Source organism: Wenzhouxiangella sp. YN9, from assembly GCF_056324165.1.
In genome coordinates, this window is record NZ_JBJNIP010000112.1 from 158,048 (window position 1) to 177,835 (window position 19,788).

At 66.6% G+C, this 19,788-nt stretch carries 22 protein-coding genes and 1 riboswitch; of the genes, 12 read left to right on the forward strand and 10 right to left on the reverse strand.

The window, feature by feature from the left end; genetic code table 11:
- Positions 1-12: 12 nt before the first annotated feature.
- Positions 13-1,332, reverse strand: coding sequence for an MFS transporter (locus ACEWQ0_RS11900; RefSeq protein WP_476482059.1), 1,320 nt, complete (start codon positions 1,330-1,332; stop codon positions 13-15).
- 123 nt (positions 1,333-1,455) lie between these two features.
- On the reverse strand, positions 1,456-2,511 hold the full coding sequence (locus ACEWQ0_RS11905; RefSeq protein WP_476482058.1) for a tellurite resistance/C4-dicarboxylate transporter family protein: 1,056 nt from the start codon (positions 2,509-2,511) through the stop codon (positions 1,456-1,458).
- A gap of 318 nt (positions 2,512-2,829) precedes the next feature.
- Here ACEWQ0_RS11905 and modA point away from each other — a divergent pair, with 318 nt between their 5' ends.
- The 9 genes from modA to ACEWQ0_RS11950 all read left to right on the forward strand — a co-directional run bounded on the left by modA (position 2,830) and on the right by ACEWQ0_RS11950 (position 9,715).
- Positions 2,830-3,618: a molybdate ABC transporter substrate-binding protein gene (gene modA, locus ACEWQ0_RS11910; protein WP_476485448.1), complete on the forward strand. Its 789-nt coding sequence runs from the start codon at positions 2,830-2,832 to the stop codon at positions 3,616-3,618.
- 4 nt (positions 3,619-3,622) lie between these two features.
- On the forward strand, positions 3,623-4,300 hold the full coding sequence (modB, locus tag ACEWQ0_RS11915; RefSeq protein ID WP_476482056.1) for a molybdate ABC transporter permease subunit: 678 nt from the start codon (positions 3,623-3,625) through the stop codon (positions 4,298-4,300).
- On the forward strand, positions 4,297-5,382 hold the full coding sequence (gene modC, locus ACEWQ0_RS11920) for a molybdenum ABC transporter ATP-binding protein (RefSeq protein WP_476485449.1): 1,086 nt from the start codon (positions 4,297-4,299) through the stop codon (positions 5,380-5,382). The genes modB and modC overlap by 4 nt, the downstream gene beginning before the upstream one ends.
- A 62-nt stretch (positions 5,383-5,444) precedes the next feature.
- A riboswitch (molybdenum cofactor riboswitch) is annotated at positions 5,445-5,597 on the forward strand.
- Positions 5,587-6,564, forward strand: coding sequence for a GTP 3',8-cyclase MoaA (gene moaA / locus ACEWQ0_RS11925; RefSeq protein WP_476482054.1), 978 nt, complete (start codon positions 5,587-5,589; stop codon positions 6,562-6,564). Its footprint overlaps the riboswitch before it by 11 nt.
- A 106-nt stretch (positions 6,565-6,670) precedes the next feature.
- Positions 6,671-7,168 carry a cyclic pyranopterin monophosphate synthase MoaC gene (gene moaC / locus ACEWQ0_RS11930; RefSeq protein ID WP_476482104.1) on the forward strand — a complete coding sequence of 166 codons (498 nt, stop codon included), beginning with the start codon at positions 6,671-6,673 and terminating at the stop codon, positions 7,166-7,168.
- Positions 7,169-7,227: 59 nt separating this feature from the next.
- On the forward strand, positions 7,228-7,485 hold the full coding sequence (locus ACEWQ0_RS11935; RefSeq protein WP_476482053.1) for a MoaD/ThiS family protein: 258 nt from the start codon (positions 7,228-7,230) through the stop codon (positions 7,483-7,485).
- Between the two features lie 2 nt (positions 7,486-7,487).
- A complete protein-coding gene (locus tag ACEWQ0_RS11940; RefSeq protein WP_476482052.1) occupies positions 7,488-7,937 on the forward strand; it encodes a molybdenum cofactor biosynthesis protein MoaE in 450 nt (149 codons plus the stop codon).
- 162 nt (positions 7,938-8,099) lie between these two features.
- Positions 8,100-8,678: a molybdenum cofactor guanylyltransferase gene (gene mobA, locus ACEWQ0_RS11945; RefSeq protein ID WP_476482051.1), complete on the forward strand. Its 579-nt coding sequence runs from the start codon at positions 8,100-8,102 to the stop codon at positions 8,676-8,678.
- On the forward strand, positions 8,675-9,715 hold the full coding sequence (locus ACEWQ0_RS11950; RefSeq protein ID WP_476482050.1) for a ThiF family adenylyltransferase: 1,041 nt from the start codon (positions 8,675-8,677) through the stop codon (positions 9,713-9,715). Before mobA ends, ACEWQ0_RS11950 begins: the two co-directional genes overlap by 4 nt.
- A 6-nt stretch (positions 9,716-9,721) precedes the next feature.
- Here the strand turns inward: ACEWQ0_RS11950 and ACEWQ0_RS11955 are convergent, their stop codons facing one another.
- Together ACEWQ0_RS11955 and ubiU are read right to left on the reverse strand one after the other, a co-directional pair.
- Positions 9,722-10,591, reverse strand: coding sequence for a U32 family peptidase (locus ACEWQ0_RS11955; RefSeq protein ID WP_476482049.1), 870 nt, complete (start codon positions 10,589-10,591; stop codon positions 9,722-9,724).
- Complete coding sequence (ubiU, locus tag ACEWQ0_RS11960) at positions 10,588-11,583, reverse strand: ubiquinone anaerobic biosynthesis protein UbiU (protein WP_476482103.1); 996 nt, start codon at positions 11,581-11,583, stop codon at positions 10,588-10,590. Before ubiU ends, ACEWQ0_RS11955 begins: the two co-directional genes overlap by 4 nt.
- 223 nt (positions 11,584-11,806) lie before the next feature.
- On the opposite strand from ubiU, the gene relB reads away from it, so the two are divergent.
- Entirely contained in the window at positions 11,807-12,040 is a 234-nt protein-coding gene (relB, locus tag ACEWQ0_RS11965) for a type II toxin-antitoxin system RelB family antitoxin (protein WP_476482048.1), read from the forward strand.
- Complete coding sequence (locus tag ACEWQ0_RS11970) at positions 12,024-12,290, forward strand: type II toxin-antitoxin system RelE family toxin (RefSeq protein ID WP_476485450.1); 267 nt, start codon at positions 12,024-12,026, stop codon at positions 12,288-12,290. Before relB ends, ACEWQ0_RS11970 begins: the two co-directional genes overlap by 17 nt.
- 34 nt (positions 12,291-12,324) lie before the next feature.
- On the opposite strand, the gene ACEWQ0_RS11975 is transcribed toward ACEWQ0_RS11970, so the two are convergent.
- On the reverse strand, positions 12,325-13,533 hold the full coding sequence (locus ACEWQ0_RS11975) for an aminotransferase class V-fold PLP-dependent enzyme (RefSeq protein WP_476485451.1): 1,209 nt from the start codon (positions 13,531-13,533) through the stop codon (positions 12,325-12,327).
- Between the two features lie 135 nt (positions 13,534-13,668).
- Between ACEWQ0_RS11975 and ACEWQ0_RS11980 the strand changes: the two genes are divergently transcribed.
- A complete protein-coding gene (locus ACEWQ0_RS11980; RefSeq protein ID WP_476485452.1) occupies positions 13,669-13,971 on the forward strand; it encodes a GGDEF domain-containing protein in 303 nt (100 codons plus the stop codon).
- A gap of 70 nt (positions 13,972-14,041) precedes the next feature.
- Here ACEWQ0_RS11980 and ACEWQ0_RS11985 read toward each other — a convergent pair whose 3' ends face one another.
- The 5 genes from ACEWQ0_RS11985 to ACEWQ0_RS12005 all read right to left on the reverse strand — a co-directional run bounded on the left by ACEWQ0_RS11985 (position 14,042) and on the right by ACEWQ0_RS12005 (position 19,623).
- The gene (locus tag ACEWQ0_RS11985) at positions 14,042-14,647 is read right to left on the reverse strand and encodes a cytochrome b/b6 domain-containing protein (protein ID WP_476485453.1); all 606 of its coding nucleotides are present in this window, start codon (positions 14,645-14,647) and stop codon (positions 14,042-14,044) included.
- A 3-nt stretch (positions 14,648-14,650) separates the two neighbouring features.
- Positions 14,651-16,330: a tetrathionate reductase family octaheme c-type cytochrome gene (locus ACEWQ0_RS11990; protein ID WP_476485454.1), complete on the reverse strand. Its 1,680-nt coding sequence runs from the start codon at positions 16,328-16,330 to the stop codon at positions 14,651-14,653.
- A 275-nt stretch (positions 16,331-16,605) separates the two neighbouring features.
- The gene (locus ACEWQ0_RS11995; RefSeq protein ID WP_476485455.1) at positions 16,606-18,099 is read right to left on the reverse strand and encodes a UbiD family decarboxylase; all 1,494 of its coding nucleotides are present in this window, start codon (positions 18,097-18,099) and stop codon (positions 16,606-16,608) included.
- 82 nt (positions 18,100-18,181) lie between these two features.
- Complete coding sequence (locus ACEWQ0_RS12000; protein ID WP_476485456.1) at positions 18,182-19,459, reverse strand: FAD-dependent oxidoreductase; 1,278 nt, start codon at positions 19,457-19,459, stop codon at positions 18,182-18,184.
- The gene (locus ACEWQ0_RS12005) at positions 19,450-19,623 is read right to left on the reverse strand and encodes an FAD-linked oxidase C-terminal domain-containing protein (RefSeq protein WP_476485457.1); all 174 of its coding nucleotides are present in this window, start codon (positions 19,621-19,623) and stop codon (positions 19,450-19,452) included. Before ACEWQ0_RS12005 ends, ACEWQ0_RS12000 begins: the two co-directional genes overlap by 10 nt.
- Positions 19,624-19,788 lie beyond the last annotated feature (165 nt).

Sequence of the window (19,788 nt, forward strand, 5' to 3'; positions counted from 1 at the left end):
AAACTCCTTGCTTCAGGATTCGGCCAGCGCTGCCGGCTCGTTGCTGTCGTCGGTGTAGCGCGGGTCGCGGTCGTAGCGCTCGGCCATGTTGAGAATGACGATGTGCATCCAGATCAGGCAGGCAGCTGTGGTGCCAAACAGCGCCATGAAAGCGGTCGTCCAGATATTGGTCATGTCGTTGAGCAGGCCGAAGATCACCGGCAGGAAAAACCCGCCCAGGCCGCCGAACATGCCCACCAGGCCGCTGACCGAGCCGACGGTGCGCGGAAAATACGACGGGATATGCTTGAACACCGCCGCCATGCCCAGCGACATGAAGAAGCCGAGCACGAAGGTCATGGCGACGAACAGGCCGATATGGGTTTGCATGCGAAAGCGGATGTCGCCGTTGATGCCCTCGATGATGTAGGTCGTCGGCGGGTAGGAAAGCACCAGCAAGCAGCCCATGCAGGCCCAGAAAACCCAATAGAGCACGCGTCGGGCACCGAAGCGGTCCGACAGCCAGCCGCCGAGGGCGCGAAACACCGCGGCCGAAAAGGAGAACACGGCGGTCAGCATCCCGGCCGTGCCGATGTCGAGCTCATAGACGCCGATGTAGTAGCGCGGCAGCCACGACGCCAGGGCCACGAAGCCGCCGAAGGTCAGGAAGTAGTACAGCGAGAATCGCCATACCCGCACCCGCCGCAGCGGTTCGAGCTGGGCGGCCAGGGTGGTGCCCTTGACGCCGGCCTTGCGACGACGCTGCGTTTCCGGGTCTTCGCGGGTGAAAACGTAGAACAGGATGGCGGCCACCACCATGCCGAGCGCGTAGACCCGGGCGGTGCCCTGCCAGCCGATGGCCACCAGCAGAAAGGGTGCGCCGAAGTTGGTCACCGCCGCGCCCACGTTGCCGGCGCCGAAGATGCCGAAGGCCGCGCCGTGACGCTCTTTCGGATACCAGCGCGAGACAAAGGCAATGCCGGTGACGAACATGCCACCGGCCACGCCCAGGCCCAGAGCCGCGGCCATGAAATGCGCGTAAGTGGTCGCCCAGGTCAGAAGCCAGACCGAGGCGGCGCTGACCAGCATCGTCAGGAAGGTCACCAGGCGACCGCCGAAGCGCTCGCTGGCAATGCCCAGAAACAGACGCGAGACCGAGCCGGTGAGAATGGGCAGGGAAATGAGCAGACCGAACTGGGACTCCGACAGCCCCAGCTCCTGCTGGATGCGGATACCGATGATCGAAAAGATCGTCCAGACGGCAAAACAGGCGGTGAAGGCAAACGTCGACATACCCAGCATTCGGCTGGCGCCGCGCGGCAGTTCAGCGTTTGCAGGGTTTGCGTCGTTCATGGCACTACTCTTTGTCTGCCGTTGCTGCGATTTGACGAACGCCCGATCAGCCTACGGCGACCCGGGCAGGCCTTGCAAGTGCATAAAGATACGCATCAACTGCATATTTCACTTTGATCTTGATCAAGCCGGGCTGCTCCCTGCTCTCGACAGGTGCAGAAACATTGCCGCCAGCGTTGCCAGCCAGGCAGCCAGCGCCACCCAGATGAAGATCGCCGGCACGAAGCGCAGAAAATCCAGCTCCATCGCCTCGATCAGGCGCAGGCTGCCGGTGGTGTACATCGCCAGCGGAAAGACCATGCCCCAGAACTGCGGGTCGTAGGTCAGCGGAAAGCGCGCCACCAGATGCCGCCAGGTCATGAGCCCGAACAGCAGCGGAATCCACCAACTCGCCGCCGACCAGAAGAACACCGTGAAGCCGAGGATGAAGCTGCGAAACTCCTGCTCGAGCGGATCGGCCCGCCCCTCGATCAGCAGGGTCGAACCGGCCAGAGTGGCAATGGCCACCGCCCCCATGTTGATCCAGTACGGCGGGGTCAGCGCGCTCATTTCCAGGCGCAGGAAGGTCAGCCGATAGAAGATCAACGGAATGATGGCCAGATACAGCATGCAGCCGATCAGATGCAGGCTCAGCGCCAGAAACAGCATGCTGCTGCCCATCGCCTCCGGCCAGGGCAGCAGCGCGGTCAGCACCGACAGCGCCTGAGTGGACACCGACACCAGCAGCCAGGCACCGTTGACGCCTTTCTCCAGCGTCGGTTTGCGCGGGCGCACGACCACGGCCACGAAAAACCAGTAGGTGATCACCAGCCACAGCACGGCGGCCACCAGCCAGAGCGCGAAGCCGACGCGATCGCGCTCGAGAATGATCACGTACTGCGAGGCCAGAATGCAGGTGCCGGCAATGATGGTGAAAAAACCCGGCCCGCGGGCGTGGTCGCGCATGTCGTCGGCAAACGCGCGCGTGTGGCGCACGAAGCGCGCCAGCGTCAGGCCGGCCAGCACCAGGTAGAAGGCGGTGTTGAGCCAGACCAGCGGCACAGCAATCCAGGCCATGGCCAGCAGGTGGCCGGCGATCGCGACCGCGCCGGTGGCCATGACCATCGCGAAGTAGCCGGGAAACAGATGCAGCGTCGCCTGATCCAGCGTCGCCAGCAGCGATGGTCGATCATTGGCCAATGGCCGCTCCCCGGCGTGGTTCTCCCGCGCCAATATGCACGGCGGCAGCAGAGCGCGTCAAACGCGCAACAGCCCGGGGCGGAAGATCAAGACCCTGTAACCACGGAAAGACCAAGGGAAAAAAACCGGATCGGATCTGCTCTGGTGAATTCTTCCAGGAACGTGAGTTTCCGTGCCCTTCCGTGCCTTCCGCAGTTCATGTTTGCAGGCTTCATGCACGACCCACACGATCAGGTAATGGCCCATCGATGGCCGGGTTTCACTTACCATCCGGTATCGGACTTGCCAACGCCCGGCCAGCCGGGACAAGGAATCGGGATGATCAGCTGCACTGCCGACCGCAGCGGCCGTTTACGGCGACTTGCCAAATGCACGGTCTTTCTCGCGCTGGCCATGCTGACGGGCCCACAGGCACTGGCCGGGGAGTTCAAACTTGCCGTGGCGGCCAATTTCACCGCCGCGACCGGCGCGCTCGTCGAGCGCTTCGAGCAAAGCAGCAGCCACACGGTGAGAACCAGCTTCGGCTCGACCGGCGCGCTGTACGCCCAGATCGACCACGGCGCGCCGTTCGACGTCTTTCTTGCCGCCGACCGGCAGCGGCCGCAGCGCGCCGAACAGCACGGCCTGGCGGTCGCGGGCTCGCGCTTTACCTATGCCCGCGGCCGACTCGCGCTGTGGAGTCGTTCGGGCGAAGCCTTCGACGACGGCCGCGCTTATCTCGACCGGCAGGCCTTCAAGCGCCTGGCGATTGCCAGACCCGCCGTGGCGCCCTACGGGCTGGCCGCAAAGCAGGTGCTCGAACATCTCGATCTGTGGGCCGAGCTTGGCCCCCGCCTGGTGTTCGGCGGCAACATCGGCCAGACCTTCCAGTTCGTCGCCACCGGCAATGTGCAGGCGGGTTTTGTCGCCCTGTCGCAGGTGCGGGCCTGGGACCGGCAAGCCGGCTCGCTGTGGCTCGTGCCCGAATCGCTGCACGCGCCGATCATCCAGCAGGGGGTACTGCTCGTCCACGGCGAGAACAACCCCGCGGCGCGGGCGTTTGTCGATTTCCTGAAGTCGGCACCGGCGCGCGAGATCATCACCGACCACGGCTACGGCCTGGACTGACGCCTTGGACTTCGACTGGTCTCCCATCGTCGTCACCCTCAAGCTGGCGAGCATCTCGACGCTGATCCTGCTGCTGCTGGGCACGCCGGTGGCCTGGTGGCTGGCGCGCACCCGCCACTGGCTCAAGCGCCCGATTGCGGCGATCACCACCCTGCCCCTGGTGCTGCCGCCCACCGTGCTCGGTTTCTATCTGCTCATCCTGCTGGCGCCCGACGGCCCCGGCGGCAGGCTCACGCAGGCGCTGGGTCTGGGCACCCTGCCGTTCACCTTTGCCGGCCTGGTGGTCGCCTCGGTGGTGTATTCGTTTCCCTTCGTGGTGCAGCCGCTCAGCAACGCCTTCGAAGCCATCGGCGAGCGCCCGCTGGAGGTCTCGGCCACGCTGCGCGCCTCACCCTGGGACCGCTTCTGGAGCGTGGCCGTGCCGCTGGCGCGCCCCGGTTTTCTCACCGCCGCGGTGCTGGCGTTTGCCCATACCCTGGGCGAATTCGGCGTGGTGCTGATGGTCGGCGGCAACATCCCCGGCGAGACGCGGGTGCTGTCGGTGGCCATCTTCGAGCACGTCGAGACCCTCGACTACGCCCGCGCGCACTGGCTGGCCGGCGGCATGCTGGTGTTTTCCTTCCTGGTACTGCTCACGCTGTATCTGGTCAACGGCCGCCGCGCGCGGATGCTGGGCTCGTGAGTGCAGACGTGAACCACGGCATCAAGGCGCGGTTTCAAACCGGCTTTCCGGGCTTTCGCCTCGACGTCGACCTCGAGCTTCCCGGCTCGGGCTTCAGCGTGCTGTTCGGCCCGTCGGGCTGTGGCAAGACCACGCTTTTGCGCTGCATCGCCGGGCTGCACCGCGCCCGCGGTCACCTGCGCGTCAACGGCGCGCTGTGGCAGGACGAGCGGCATTTCCTGCCCGTGCACCGCCGCGCGCTGGGCTACGTGTTTCAGGAAACCAGCCTGTTTGCCCACCGCTCGGTGCGCGGCAACCTGGAATACGGCTGGCGCCGCGTGCCGCGCCGGCAGCGCCGAATCGCCTTCGATCAGGTCGTCGACTGGCTCGGCCTGGGCGCGCTGATTGAGCGCGATCCGGCCGGGCTGTCGGGCGGCCAGCGCCAGCGCGTGGCCATCGGCCGCGCCCTGCTGGCCAGCCCCGATCTGCTGCTGATGGACGAGCCGCTCTCGGCGCTGGATCTCGACAGCCGCCGGGCGATCCTGCCCTACCTGGAAGGATTGCGCGACGAGCTCGACATGCCGGTGATCTACGTCACCCACTCGCCCGACAGCGTGGCCCGGCTGGCCGATCGGCTGGTGATCATCGACGACGGACGGGTGCTGGCCAACGGGCCCGTGGGCGAGACCCTGGCGCGCCTGGACCTGCCCGTTCATCGCAGCCTGGAGGCCGGCGTGGCGCTCGACGCCGAAGTCGTCGAGCGCGATCGCGACTGGCAGCTCGCCCGCGTGCTGTTCGACGGCGGCAGCCTGTGGGTGCGCGACGAGGGCCGGACGGTCAGTAGCCGGATGCGGCTGCGCATCCTGGCGCGCGACGTCAGTCTGTCGCTGGTCGAGCCCGAACGCACCAGCATTCTCAACGTGCTGCCGGCGCTGGTGTCCGAAGTGGCGGCGCACGACCATCCGTCGCAGATGCTGGTCAAGCTCCACATTGGCGCCACGCCGCTGCTGGCGCGGGTGACCGCGCGCTCGGCCGATGCGCTCGGCCTGGCGCCCGGCAAAGCGGTCTGGGCGCAGGTCAAGTCGGTGGCCGTGGTGGAGTAAACCGCGAGTTGATTTCGGTCAAGGCCCTTGGATTTGCCGGCTGATAGATTACAATCCGATACATCAATCACCCACTCCGAGCGCTTTTGCCTACCGCTTGCCCAAAGCCAAGGCAACCGCGCCGCTGCCGACAGGACACCCCATCGGCAGCCAGGGCAGCAGGCCGGAAACGGCGCTGCCTTCCGACTTTGAAAAGGAGCGGACATGAGCCAGCTGATCGACGGTTTCGGTCGTCGCTTTTCCTACCTCAGGCTGTCGGTCACCGACGTCTGCAACTTTCGCTGCGAATACTGCCTGCCCAACGGCTACCAGGGCAATCCCAAGGGCTTTCTCGGCCACGACGAGATCCGCCGCCTGGTCACCGCCTTTGCCGAGCTGGGTACCTGGAAGATCCGCCTGACCGGCGGCGAGCCCACCGTGCGCAAGGATTTTGCCGATATCGTGCGCACCGTGCGCGCGGTGCCCGGTGTCAAGCGCATCGCCATGACCAGCAACGCTTTCCGCCTGGCGCGCGACGCCGCCGAGCTCAAGGCCGCGGGCATGGACGCCATCAACATCAGCCTCGATGGTCTCGATGCTGCGCACTTCGAGCGCATCACCGGCGACAAGCGTTTCGAGAAGGTCATGGCCGGCATCGACGCCTGCCTGGAACAGGACTTCGACGCGGTCAAGATCAACACCGTGCTGCTCAAGGGGCTCAACGACGACCAGCTCCCTGACTTCTTCGAGTTCGTGCGCGAGCGGCCGCTGAGCGTGCGCTTCATCGAGCTGATGCGCACCGGCACGAATGGTGAATACTTCGAAAAACGCCACGTCGGCGGCGATCTGGTGCGCGAACAGCTCGCGCAAGCCGGCTGGGCGCCGATCGAGCGCGAGGCCGCAGCCGGCCCGGCGGTCGAGTATGCCCACCCCGACTACGCCGGGCGCATCGGCCTGATCGCGCCCTACGCGCCGGGCTTCTGCGACACCTGCAACCGCCTGCGGGTGACCGCCCGCGGCGGGCTGCGCCTGTGCCTGTTCGGCAACGGCGCCCACAACCTGCGCCCGCTGCTGCAGGACGACGACCAGAAGGAAGAGCTCAAGGCCAGCGTGCTCACCGCCCTGTTCGGCAAGCGCGTGTCGCACTTCCTGCACGAAGGCGACTACGGCGACACCCCGCACCTGGCGATGACCGGCGGGTAGCGGGCTCCGGTCGGAAACCGCAGTCTGCGCAGATGGATTGGTCATGAACCACAAAGCACGCAAGAACACCAAGACCCCGGATCCAGGGCATGCCGCTGGAGAAGCGATGAGCAAACAACGACAGCACTACCGGATGGTCGACGTCGGCGGCAAGGAGATCACCCGCCGGGTGGCCGTGGCCACCGGCCGGATCGTGATGAACGCCGAGACCTTCGCGATGGTGCGCGACGGCACCCTGCCCAAGGGCGATCCCCTCAGGCTGGCCGAAGTGGCCGGCGTGCTGGCGGCCAAGAAGACGCCGGAGATCATTCCGCTGTGTCATCCGCTGGGCCTCGACCAGGTACGCGTGGCCTTTGCGCTCGACGAGGCCGCATCGGCGGTCACGGTGTTCTGCCAGGCCGCGACCTCGGCGAAAACCGGGGTGGAAATGGAAGCCCTGGCCGGCGTCAACGGCGCGCTTCTGACCATCTGGGATCTGGCCAAGCAGGTCCAGGCCGACCTGGCCATCGACGGCGTGCGCCTGCTGCTCAAGCTCGGCGGCAAATCCGGCCGCTACGTCCACCCCGACGGCCTGCCGGCGCTGCCGGAAGGCTTCGAGCGCTGAGCGCCTGCGGTTGAGGAAACCACGAACATGATCAGCTCGACTCTCAGATGGAGTACTCCATGACCCGGGAAATCGAAATCAGGCTGTTCGGCGCGTTCCGGCAGGTCGATGCCGGCGGCCGCATCAAGGTATCCGTGGCCGGGGACGCGCGCGTGGCCGATCTGCGCCGCGCCCTGGCCGAGCGTCTGGAAGGCGACGACAACGCCCTGTCGCTGCTCGAATCATCGGCCTTTGCCACCGACAGCGCCGTGCTCGACGAAGCCGACGCGCTGCCGGGCCGCGAGCTGTCGATCCTGCCGCCGGTCTGCGGAGGCTAGACATGAGCATCCACGTCGACGTCAAGGACGGCCCGCTGGACGCCGCCGCCGCGCTGGCGCACTGCGCGCACGCCGGTCATGGCGCGGTCGATCTGTTTGCCGGGCGGGTGCGCGACATCAACCAGGGCCGCACGGTCAAGGCGGTCAGCTACGACCTGCACGCCGTGCTGTGCCGCAACGTCTTCGCCGAGATCTGCGCCGAGGCGCGCGAGCAGTGGGGCGAGGCGATTCACCTGTGGCTGGAACACCGCCACGGCCGGCTCGAAGTCGGCGAGGCCAGCGTCGTTGCCGCGGCCAGCTCGCGCCACCGCGACGAGGCCTTCCGCGCCTGCCGCTACCTGGTCGAGCAGATGAAACACCGGGCGCCGATCTGGAAGCAGGAGCACTACGTCGACGGCGACAGTGAGTGGGTCAAGGGCCATGCGCTGTGCGGCCATGGGCAGGAAGCCTGAGCACCGGGTGCGTTAAAAAAACCGGTTGACCACGGAAGACACGGAAAGCACGGAAAAGCACAAAATGAAATATGCCGACCCGGATCGCCAATACCGCTTTTTCTTCTTCCGTGCTTTCCGAGTGTTCCGTGGCTGATGGTGTGTTCTCTTGCGGCGGCCGCGATGAACAACCCGCGTGAACAGTGGACCGGCCTGGTGCTGGCCGGCGGCAAGTCGAGCCGGATGGGGCGCGACAAGGCCGGACTGATCTGGGCCGACGGCCGCAGCTTTCTCGACCGGGCCATTGATCTGCTGGAACAGGCCGGCTGCGCCCGGGTGATCGTCTCGGGTGAGCGACCCGGTTACGACTGCGTGCCCGACCGCTGGCCCGACCAGGGTCCGCTGGGCGGTATCGCTTCGGTGCTGGCGGCCGGTTTGGAACTGAACGGGCCGCTGCTGATCGTGCCGGTGGATATGCCACAGCTCGAGGTCGACGATCTGGCGCCGCTGCAAAGCGCCGCGCCGGGGCGCGACGGCGCCGTGTTCAGCGACCTGCCTCTGCCGATGGTGCTCGGCAACAGCGAACGAACCCGCGAGGCGGTCACGGCGCAGTTGCGCGCCGGCCGACGGGCGCTCAAGGCCCTGGGCGACACGCTTGATCTGGCCATCGTCGATCCACCGACCAGCCGGCTGCGCGACAATATCAACACGCCCGAGGATTACCGGCGCGGATCGAAAGGCGCCGACCCCGAACGATCATGAACGAGCGCTACGTCCGACAGACCATCCTGCCCGAAGTCGGCCCCGCCGGGCAGCGGCGCCTGGGCGAGGCGAGCGTGCTTTGCATCGGCGCCGGTGGCCTGGGCTGCGCCAGCCTTCCCTATCTGGCCGCCGCCGGCGTCGGGCGCATCGTGATCATCGACCACGATGTCGTCGATCTGTCCAACCTGCATCGCCAGGTGCTGTTTGCCGAAGCCGACATCGGCCGGCCCAAGGCCGAGGCCGCGGCCGCGCGGCTGACGGCAATCAACGGCCAAATCACGATTGATGCACTCAGCGCACGTCTGGATCTGGACAACGTCGAGCGGCTGTTCACGGCAGTCGATTTGATCCTCGACGGCAGCGACAACTACGCCACCAAGTACCTGGCCGCCGACGCCGCGCTCAAATTCGGCCGGCCGCTGGTCTACGCCTCGGCGACCGGCATGGAGGCGATGGTGACGGTCTTTGAAGCGAACAAAGGCCCCTGTCTGCGCTGCCTGTTCCCGCAGGCGCCCTCGGGCTGGGTGCCCAACTGCGCCGAAGCCGGCGTGCTCGGTCCGCTGGTCGGTACGGCCGGCGCCATTCAGGCCGCCGAGGCGATCAAACTGCTGACCGGCAACGCAACCCTGGAAAGCCTGTCGGGCCGGCTGTGGCTGATGGATGCGCGCGACATGTCCAGCCGCCAGCTCGCCATCGCGCGCCGGGGCGACTGTCCGACCTGTTCGGGACCGCGCGAGGCCATCGTGCTCGCAGGCAGCAGCGGCGGCCCGCCCGAAATCTCGCGCAATGAAGCCAGGGCACTCGAAAACATCGCCTGGATCGACGTGCGCGAAGCCGACGAATACGCCGCCGGGCACTTTCCCGGCGCGCTCAACCTGCCCCTGTCGACGCTTCGCGCGGGTGACTTCCAGCTTCCCGAAACCCAGCGGGCCATCATCTACTGCGCCAGCGGCGGGCGTTGTCGACCCGCCGCCGAGATCCTCGCCCGCGCCGGCCTCGAACAACTGTGGATCCTGCGCGGCGGCTACGGCAGCTGAGGCGCCTCAGCTGCTGTCCATGCCCGCACTACCCCGCCAGTAGCCGCTGACCGAGTGCTCGAGCGGCGCCACCGCCTCGCCGGCCAGGGCGGTGCGGAAGCGCTCGACGACCTGCACGATCGGCTCTTCCTGCGGATACAGCCTGAGGATATCGACCGGCTCGTCGCGCAGCTCGGTAACGTAGCGGCTCAGGTCGGTCACCGCCGCGCTCTGGGTCTGGATGCCGTTCATGTTGAGGAAAGGCTGGTCTTCGCGCGTGGCAATCGGCTGGCCGAAGGGGTGCTTGATGCACTCGAAGCCGCACTGGTCCTTGCCGCGGCCCACCGCGCGGGCGGTAAAGCAGCGCGCCGAATGCGCCAGTGGAATGCGGCCGTAGGCCAGCAGCTCGATTTCGGGCCGGACTGCGCTCTGACCTTCATGCGTGCCCGACAGGCCGCGGATGTGCTCGCGGCTGAGCTCCACCGGCACCGCCATGCGGAACAGGCCGGCGTCGCGAAGGATCGCCAGGGCGCGGTGGTTGTAGATATTGACCCCCGGCCCGGCGGCAAACGGCAGGCCGCGTTCGCGGCAAAGCTCCACGGCCGAGACGTCACCGGCCTCGATGGCGAACTCGCCGTTTTCGACCAGGCGCTTGCAGGCCGAAAGCTCCGAGGCAGCCTCGATCAGGGTCAGGGTCGAGAGCAGCACCTCGTGGCCGGCCGACTTCAGGTCTCTGGCAAGCGCCAGCCAGTCGGACAGCTTGAGTTCGCGGCGCTTGGAACAGACGGTTTCGCCCAGATAGACGATATCGACGTCGAGCTCGGCCACCGATTCGTAGAAGGCCAGGGTTTGCTCCCGCGGCCAGAAATACTGCAGCGCGCCCAAAGACAACTTCATTGCCATGCCCTCTCGTAGGGGCCAAGAGTGACCTGGCTGCCTTCCGACAGGCGGGCCAGTTCGCGCTGCCACTTAGCCTCGGTGGTGAAGGCATCGGGGTCGCGCTCGACGCGGTCGATGGCCTCGCGCCAGATGTGGGTCACGGTGCCGACGTAGGCCGGCGAGCGCTGGCGGCCCTCGATCTTGATCGCGGAGATGCCGATGCTCTTCAACTTCGGCAACAATTCCAGGGTATTCAGGCTGGTCGGCTCCTCGAGAGCGTGGAATATGTCACCGCCAACCCGGTAGCGGCCCTTGCACACCACCGGGTAGCCGGCGGGCTCTTTGTCGGCAAAGCGGTCGATGAGCACGCCGTTGAGCCTGGCCGTCTTGCCCTCGGGGGTTTCCTCCCAGGCGACGAACTCGGCCGGCGAGCACACGCCGGCGGTGTTGGGCGAGCGCCCGGTGACGTAGCTGGAGAGCTGGCAGCGCCCCTCGACCATGATGCACAGGCTGCCGAAGGCGAAGACCTCCAGCTCGACCGGCGAGCGTTCGGCCAGACGCTCGACCTGCTGGATGGCCAGCACCCGCGGCAGAACCGCGCGGGCGATGCCGAAGCGTTCGTGATAGAAGGCCAGCGCCGCCGGCGTGGTGGCCGACCCCTGCACCGAAAGATGACGGCGAATGCCGGGATGATGCCGGGCGGCGTGATCGAGCACCGCCATCTCGGCGATGATCAGCGCGTCCACGCCCAGATCGGCGGCCCGGTCGACGGCCGAATACCACTGCGCGAGCTTGTCGGAGGTCGGATAGGTGTTGAGCGCGGCATAGACCTCGCAGCCGCGCGAGTGCGCGTGCGCGATGGCCTTTTCGATATCGCGGTCGGAAAAGTTCAGTCCCGGAAAGGCGCGCGCGTTGGTGGCGTCGCGAAAACCCAGGTAGACGGCATCGGCGCCGTTGTTGACCGCTTCGGTAAAGGCCGGCAGCGAACCGGCCGGACAGACAAGCTTCATGGACATGGCAGACGAGTCGGCTCCGGGGCGAAAGTGCATCAGGATGACCCGCTGAGGGCCTGTTGTCATTGACGATCATCAAGGCCCGCTGCGTTCACGCCATGAGCAGCCTGGAGGGTGATTTGGCGCCATGCTGCCGGAAAGCCCGTGAAACGCGGACTAACAGTCATCAGCCGATGCCCTGGTGTATGATTTACATGTAAATCAACAAGAGCCCTGAGCGATGACCCGCATGATCAACTTCCGCGCCGACGAAGACCTGCATGCCCGCCTGGAACGGCTGGCCAGGCTGACCGGCCGCACGAAGACGTTTTATGTCCGCGAGGCCGTAGAATCGCATATCGAGGATCTTGAAGACATCTATCTGGCCGACCAGGTGATGGATCGCCTGGAGCGCGGCGAAGAGACGACGCGCGGCCTGGAAGAAGTGGAACGCGAGCTTGGCCTGGCGGATTGAGCTCAGCGATAGCGCGACCAAAGCACTCGGAAAAATCGACCGGGACGGGGCTCGGCGCATCACCCGCTTTCTGCGTGAACGCATTGCCCCCTCGAACGATCCCCGGCAGCATGCCAAGGCACTGCAGGGAGAATGGCGCCAATACTGGCGATTTCGGGTTGGCCCTTATCGACTCATTTGCCGCCTCGAAGACAAGCAAGTCCGAGTCCTGGTCGTGCGGATTGCACACCGCAAGGAAGTCTACCGCTGACAGACGCCTTGCCGGGCACGGTGGCCACCACAGGTCAGCCTGGGGCCGGGCCACCGCTTTCGATAACCATGTCGATCGCCGCCAGCACGCGCGCCGGCTCATCGAGCGCGTTGGGCCAGTGCGGCGAGAAGCGAATCCAGCCGTCGGGGCTGGCGCAGGAGATGCCGTGGGCGGCCAGCGCCTGCGCCCAGGCCGGCGAGCGCGACGGATCGTCGGGCCGGACGCTGAGAATGCCCGAGCGCCCGGATGGATCGTGCATGCGCGCGCTTTCAAAACCGCGCTCGAGCAGGCCGGGTTCGAGCGCGTCATGCCAGGCTTGAACGTGCTCGAGAATGGTCGCCACGCCGATGTCGTTGATCAGGCCCAGGCTGGCCTCCAGGCCCGCCGCGCCAATGGTGTTGGGCGTGCCCGCCTCGGCCATCAGCGCGCCGGCCTGGAACGGGCGGTCGTAGCGCAGCTCCCCGGGCGCGCGGGAGAGAAAGGCAAAAGCGTCCTCGTGGCTCAGCCAGGCGGCCATGTTCGGCAGCAGGGCTCCGGCGCGCTCGGGCGCCACAAACACAAAGCCGGTGCCTTCGGGCGCCATCAGCCACTTGTGGCTGCCGCTGGTCAGGTAGTCGATCTTCATCGAGGCCACGTCCAGCGGCACGATGCCGGCGGCCTGGATGGCGTCGACGAACAGCTCGGCGCCGTGGGCACGGCACAGCGCGCCCATGGCCTCCAGCGGCATGCGCTGGCCGGTGGTGAACTGCACCGCGCTGAGCGCCACCAGGCGCACGCCGCGCTGTAGCTCGCGCTCGAAGCGATCAAGGGCGGCGACCCGATCAATGCGGAAATCTTCGGCGCGCAGCCAGACCAGCTCCAGACCGTGTCGCCGGGCGGCCTGCTGCCAGGGCGTCACGTTGGTGGGAAATTCGCCGTCGAACAGCACGATGCGCTCGCCGCGGCGCCAGTCCAGACCCAGAGCAATGGCGAGCACGCCGGCGGAGGTGTTTGCGACCAGCCCCACGCTGTCTTCTCGCGCACCGATCAGGCGGGTGAGCTGATGACGCAATCGCTCGCGGCGCTCGACCTCTTCGGCGTACCAGGCCATTCCCTGTGCGGCATAGCCGTCAAGCGTGGCCGCCACTGCCTCCCTGACCGGCCGCGAGGGCGGCGACAGCGAAGCGTGGTTGGCATAGACATCCGTTTCCAGATCCGCAAACAGCGCGCGGCTGCCCAGTACGGCTCGGTCCGTCATCGTCATGATTCTCTGCGTTATTGCCTGCAGGACAGGATCGCACAAAGTGAAAGGCTTTCCGCTCACGATCGTCAACCGGCGCGCTATACTTCGCCGACGCCATGGGCCTCATATCAACCGCAGACCAGGGGAGAGCGTTACGTGAACAGCCCGAAGGCCAGCAAGCCCTTGACCAGCGACTTGGAACCGGGCGACCACGACAGCACGGGCAGCCGGATGCTGTTGCCCGATACCGACCGCGACAGCGCCGCGCAAGTGGCCGACAAGATCCGGCTTGCCGTGGCCGATCAGCCGGTCGAATTCCGCGACCACAGCGTGCCGATCACCATCAGCTTCGGCGTGGCCCAACTGGGCGAAGAAGAAGAAACCGCCGATCTGATCGGCCGCGCCGACGCGGCAATGTATCGCGCCAAGTCAGGCGGCCGCAACCGCGTGTGTACCTGAACGCTCCGACAGCCCATCGAGCTGGCCGAAGGTGCATCCTGCGCCCTGAGCCAGGGCGCGAGCGACCACCTTATTTCGTCTGATCCTTTTCCACGTACACCCACTCGTAACCGGTCGTCATTGCCTTGAGATAAGCGCCCGGCGTATCACCCGTGGTGGCCATATAGACGTGGATGGCGACGAAGAGCGCCATGGCATAGGCTGCTACAACATGAAACCAGGCGACCGTCTCGAGATCGAGGCCGGTCAGGCCGATGGTCAGATACAGAATGCCGGTCACCCAGATGGCCGGGTTGATGATCAGCTTCAGGAAAAGGTAGCTGATGCGCTGCAGCGGATTGTGCTTGCGCCGGATCGTCGGCCGGGCCGGGTGCGCCTCGCCGCGGAAGATGCCCCAGGCGTAATAGCGAATCACCGCTGCCAGATTGCGATGGGTGGGCAGATAATGCCGCCACGCCCCGGTAGTGAAGTGCCAGAAGATGGCAAAGATCCACAGCACGATCAGCAGGCCGGCCGCGATCAGGTGCAGGCTGAAGGCAGTCGACCAGTTCAGGCCGCCAATCAGCCCGTGCAGGCGCGCGCCGGTAAACAGCAACCCCAGCACCAGCACGGCCTGCGTCCAGTGCCAGAAGCGCTCGAAGCGGGTGAAGATCCTGGCGTATTCGCGTTCAGGCATCGCTCAACCCTCCGTCCTGCGGCGCCGGCGACCCATGACCATGCGAATGATGGCGTGCGTGGCGATCCCGACCAGCGTCAGCGCCAGCAGCCACCGCCCGATCTGATCGGTCAGGCCAAAGCGGTCGCGGCCGGGCAGGTAAAAGCCTGCCAGTTTGGCCAGGCGGCCATCGCTTGCGTGGCAGGCGCCGCAGCGCAGCGCCTCGCCGGCCGGCGCGACCATGTGCGTGGTTGGCCACCACATCTCGGTTTCCACAAAATCATACTGGCCGGAGTAAGGCACATCCGTGCCCGCCATGCCGGCCTGCAGCGCCTTGTCCCAGTCGTAGTTGCTCCAGAACGCCGTATCGCCTTCAGGGCCGTAGACGTTGCTTTGCAGAAGATGCTCATTGACCTCGTCATAGGCTTGCTTGCCGCGCATGCGCTTGAACGGGAAGATCACCGACCCGGGCTGATCGACCCCGCCGCCAAGCCGGTTGATGCCCACCACGCCGTCCGGGTCGATCTTCTCGCCGACCGCGGTATATTCAACGATGCCGTCCCAGAAGGCATAGGTCGGCACCACGTCCTCCTCCCAGCGAAAATCGCCCTTGATCGTCAGGTAGACCGGCAGCCCGTCTTCGCTCAGCTCGGTATAGGGCTTGCCATCTTTCAGCCTGCCGGCGGTTGACCAGTCCCACCAGGTCTTGGTCGCCACACCGCCCTTGGCAAATTCGGGGATGTGGCAGGTCTGACAGGCCACCCGATCGGTGTGATCGTTGAGCTTGTTGCCCTTGAGTGATAGCGCGTTGTGCGGCCTGGCGGTATGACAGGAGTCGCAGGCAAGGATATTGGTGTCGCGCATGCCCGGGCGCTGCCGCGAAGTATCGCGGATAGTGCCGTGGTAGCGCGAGCCCGGCCACTGGTGGCGGTCGCCAACGTGGCAGTCGACACAAACCAGATCCGCACCCTCGGGCGACATGTGCACATCGACGTGCGGCGACGGGTCGAGCAGCGCCGTGGACAGGTCGCCGTGCTTGACGTTGTCGCCGCCGCCGCCAAAGAAATGACAGTTGCCGCAGTTGCGCCGCGTCGGCCGGCCGACACTGGCGGCAACCGCAGCCAGATCCGGCGGCAGATACGTGTATTGGCCGTCGGCTTGCTCGACCACCAGCGCATCGGGATAGGGTTCGATGCGGCCCGACTGGGTGCGCGGCGTATACAGCGGATGGCCGGCCTGGGTGGGCCATTTGGCGTATGTGCCGCTGGTGTCGTGGCAGGCCAGGCAGTCGATTGCGGTCTCGTCGCTGAAATCGAAGCTGGCCGTCTCTTCCCAGCCATAACCGGCATGGCAGGACGTGCAGCGCGGCTCGTTGGTGGCGAGGTTGCCGCAGAAAGCGTTGATCACATGCCGTTTGCCCAGCGTCTGGCCGGTGGCCGGGTTATCGGTTTCCCATGTCCAGTGAATGGAGTGGATGATCTGCTGCCCCGCGTCGTTGTGGCAGCCCAGGCAGGCCCTGGTGACCTCCGGCGCAGAATCAAACGGGCCCTCGAGCTCGCTGAATCTGGCGTGATCGGCCGTCAGCTCAGGAACTGTCGGTTCGGACGAAGATCGCCCCGGTGTGAGCTGCCCGGAACCCTCGCTCTCCGGCGGACCAGGCTGTCGATATTCCTGTGCAACTGCCACCGGTGCCTGGAGGAGCACAGCCCATCCAGAAACAGCAAGCGCAGCAGCTGCGGATAACAACAATCGCCGCATGACGGCACCTCCGTATGCTCCGAGCATACACCACTGAATTGCCGCGGCTGACCGCCGGGCCGGAGCATCGCTCGTCGAGATTTCCCGTTGGGCCTTGTCCCAACCGGCCCACAGCACGACGCGACGCGGCAAGAGCTGTCCCTGCGCCAGCCTTGATGTAGCCTTCGGCGCAGCGCCTTTTGCAACAGGCCTGCGCCGCGAAACAGCGCTGATCAGGCAGTTCATTCTGCTTCGTTGCCGGCGCCGCGGCGCTGCCCCAGGGCCTCGTAGAGGGCTTGCGCGCGCGCTTCGGCGGTCGGGTCGGGCACGATCGGTTCGGGCCAGTCGCGATCGCTCTCGCCCGGCAGCTTGCGGGTGGCGTCGAGGCCCAGCTTGGAGCCCAGGCCGGGCTCGGCCGAGGCGAAATCAAGCACATCGACGGGCGTACGCTCGACCAGCAGGCTGTCGCCCGCCGGGTCGACGTGGTTGGCCAGCGCCCACAGCACTTCGTTGCCGTCGCGAATATCGATATCGGCATCGACCACCACCACGAACTTGGTGTAGGTGAACTGTCGCAGGTAAGACCACACGCCCATCATCACCCGCCGGGCGTGGCCGGGATAGCGCTTGTCGATCGACACCAGCGCGATCCGGTACGAGCAGGCCGCCGGCGGCAGGAAGAAGTCGCGGATTTCGGGAAAGATGCCTCTGAGAATCGGCACGAACAGATCGTTCAGCGCCGAAGCCAGAATCGAAGGCTCGTCATGCGGCGACTTGCCCATGAAGCTGCCCTGATAGATGGCGCCATCGCGCAGTGACACCCGCTCGACGGTGAGCACCGGGTAGACGCCGGCGGCGTTGTAGTGGCCGGTATGATCGCCGAAGGGTCCTTCGAGCGCCGTGTCGTCGGGATGGATGTGCCCTTCGAGCACGATCTCGGCGCCGGCCGGCACCTCCAGGCCGGTCAGCGGTGCGGCCACCACACGGCTGCGCGCCCCGCGCAAAAGCCCGGCAAACTGGTACTCCGAGAGCGTGTCGGGCACCGGCGCGACCGCCGCCAGGGTGGTCGCCGGATCAGCGCCAATGACCACGGCGACCGGAAACGGCTCGCCCGGGCGGGCGCGCTGCCACTCGGCAAAGTCCTGGGCGCCGCCGCGGTGGGCCAGCCAGCGCATGATCACCCGATTGCGGCCGATCAGCTGCTGGCGGTAGATGCCGATGTTCTGGCGCCCCAGCCGCGCGTTGTCGGTCACCACCAGGCCCAGCGTGATCAGCCGGCCGGCATCGCCCGGCCAGCAGTGCTGCACGGGCAGCGTCCCCAAGTCGATGTCTTCGCCTTCGAGCACGTTGTCCTGAAAGCTGCCGCGTTCGACCCGGCGCGGCGACACCAGGGCCAGCTGGCCCAGCTCCGGCCAGTCCGACAGCGCCGATTTGAGCGAGCGCGGCAGCCGCGGCTGCTGCAGGCGGGCCAACAGCTCGCCCAGCTCTTCCAGGCTGCGCACCGGCCGATTGCTCAGCACCGCCTCGATGCGCCGCCGATGGCCGAACAGGTTGAGCAGCAGCGAATGATCGCTGCCAGCGGCATTGTCCATCAGCAGCGCCGGGCCGCCCCGCGCCTGGGCGTGACGCGCCAGCGCGGTGGCCTCGAGCACCGGATCGACCGGCTCGCTCACTCGAGCAAGATCGTCCTCGGACTCGAGCGCAGCGAGAAAGCTCCTGAGATCGTGATACGGCATGCGGATCGAATGAAGGCGACTGACGAAGCGCCCAGCGTATATGCCGGCTCGGCGGCGGCGCCATGCGCAAGATCAATTCCGCCTATGTTTTCGGTCGCATTAAGCGGGCCGGATGATAAGGAGAAAGATCCAGCTCCGGAGCATTGCCCACGATCAGGGAAGCTATCAGCTGCGCCGAACCGCAAGCCATGGTCCAGCCCATGGAGCCATGTCCGGCGTTGAGATAGAGTCCGTCGATGCCCGACTCGCCCAGCAGTGGCCGCCCGTCGGGCGTGAGCGGGCGCAGGCCGGCCCAGGAGCGGCCGGCGGCCGGGGTCAGCTGTTCGGCCACGGCCGGCAGCAAGCTGCGGGCGTTGTCGAGCAGCACGTCCATCCGCGCCGGCGGAATGGCGCGGCGGTGGCCGGCGAAATCGGCCAGGCCGGCGACGCGCAGGCGCGTCTCGCCCAGGCGCAGGGTGACGAAGCGCCGGGCGGTGTCGAGCAGGGGCAGCCGCGGCAGCGCGGCGCCGTCTTCGAGCTCGAAGGTGGCCGAGTAGCCGCGCACCGGCTCGATCGGCACCTTCAGCCCCAGCGGTCGCAGCAGATGCGGGGTTTCAGGCCCGGCGGCGAGCACGCAGGCATCGCCCTGAATCCGCCCGCGCGAAGTCTCCAGGCCAACGAAACGCCGCTTTTCCACCATCACGGCAGACACGCGCTCGCCCAGGTGCAGGTGCGCGCCCTGCTGCTCGGCCATTTTGGCGGCCTCGCTGGCGAACGCGGCCGCGTCGCCGGATTCGTGTTCGGGGTAATACAGGCCGCCGGCCAATCGCGCGGCGACCGGCACCAGCGCCGGCTCGCGGACAACCAGCTCGTCAACGGCAAGCGGCTGGACCTCGCCCATCCCGTCGATCAGTTGCCGACGCAGACTCAGGGCACGCTCGAAGGCCCTGCCGTCGGTATGGACCTGCATCGAACCAACCGTTGTCTGGGCGTACTGCAAGTCGTATTGATTGCGCCACCGGCGCAGCTGCGCCAGCGAATACAGCCCCAGGCGGATATTGGCGCGGGCGTTGGCGACAAAACGCTTTTCGCGGGCGTTGGCCAGAAACGCCAGGCCCCAGCGGCCAAGCCCGGGCAGGCGTCCCGGCGGCAGGCGCCAGGGCGCATCCTTGCGGCCCAGGTATTTCAGCAGAACGGGCAGCAGATCCGGCGCATTCCAGGGCTCGGCATGCAGCGGCGTGACGCCACCGCCATTGGCGTGGCTGGTGTCGTCGGCCACGCGCTCGCGCGCGTCGACCAGGCTGACCTCGAAGCCGCGCTCGACCAGCGCCAGCGCCGTGGCCGCGCCGACCACGCCGGCACCCAGAACCACTACGTGCATGCGGATTCGCTCCGGTTGTGGCTCAACAGCACCTTGCCGGGATTGAACACGCCCTCAGGATCGAGGGCGTGCTTTACTCTGGTCATCGTTTCGAGCCGCAGCGCATCGCTGCGTTCGGCCAGCTCGCCGGCGCGCAGCTGGCCGATGCCGTGCTCGGCGGCAATCGAACCGCGATGGCGGCCGACGGCGCCCTGTGTGTCAACATCCCTCCCAACAGTACCTGATCGGTTTTATCTGTAACATTCAGGGCGCTTACGGAGCGAAGAGATGTCTGATTCCAACGAAGTTGTCACCGACCCGCGCCTTGAGAAGCGTACCCGACGCCGGTT

Excerpts from the sequence above, each read along its gene's own strand:
- ACEWQ0_RS11975 (WP_476485451.1), bottom strand. The coding sequence starts at position 13,533 with ATGACGATGACGGACCGAGCCGTACTGGGCAGCCGCGCGCTGTTTGCG.
- modA (WP_476485448.1), top strand. The coding sequence starts at position 2,830 with ATGATCAGCTGCACTGCCGACCGCAGCGGCCGTTTACGGCGACTTGCC.
- ACEWQ0_RS11940 (WP_476482052.1), top strand. The coding sequence starts at position 7,488 with ATGAGCATCCACGTCGACGTCAAGGACGGCCCGCTGGACGCCGCCGCC.
- ACEWQ0_RS12000 (WP_476485456.1), bottom strand. The coding sequence starts at position 19,459 with ATGCACGTAGTGGTTCTGGGTGCCGGCGTGGTCGGCGCGGCCACGGCG.
- ACEWQ0_RS11900 (WP_476482059.1), bottom strand. The coding sequence starts at position 1,332 with ATGAACGACGCAAACCCTGCAAACGCTGAACTGCCGCGCGGCGCCAGC.
- moaC (WP_476482104.1), top strand. The coding sequence starts at position 6,671 with ATGAGCAAACAACGACAGCACTACCGGATGGTCGACGTCGGCGGCAAG.
- mobA (WP_476482051.1), top strand. The coding sequence starts at position 8,100 with ATGAACAACCCGCGTGAACAGTGGACCGGCCTGGTGCTGGCCGGCGGC.
- relB (WP_476482048.1), top strand. The coding sequence starts at position 11,807 with ATGACCCGCATGATCAACTTCCGCGCCGACGAAGACCTGCATGCCCGC.
- ACEWQ0_RS11950 (WP_476482050.1), top strand. The coding sequence starts at position 8,675 with ATGAACGAGCGCTACGTCCGACAGACCATCCTGCCCGAAGTCGGCCCC.
- moaA (WP_476482054.1), top strand. The coding sequence starts at position 5,587 with ATGAGCCAGCTGATCGACGGTTTCGGTCGTCGCTTTTCCTACCTCAGG.
- ACEWQ0_RS11985 (WP_476485453.1), bottom strand. The coding sequence starts at position 14,647 with ATGCCTGAACGCGAATACGCCAGGATCTTCACCCGCTTCGAGCGCTTC.
- ubiU (WP_476482103.1), bottom strand. The coding sequence starts at position 11,583 with ATGAAGCTTGTCTGTCCGGCCGGTTCGCTGCCGGCCTTTACCGAAGCG.
- ACEWQ0_RS11955 (WP_476482049.1), bottom strand. The coding sequence starts at position 10,591 with ATGAAGTTGTCTTTGGGCGCGCTGCAGTATTTCTGGCCGCGGGAGCAA.
- ACEWQ0_RS11995 (WP_476485455.1), bottom strand. The coding sequence starts at position 18,099 with ATGCCGTATCACGATCTCAGGAGCTTTCTCGCTGCGCTCGAGTCCGAG.
- ACEWQ0_RS11935 (WP_476482053.1), top strand. The coding sequence starts at position 7,228 with ATGACCCGGGAAATCGAAATCAGGCTGTTCGGCGCGTTCCGGCAGGTC.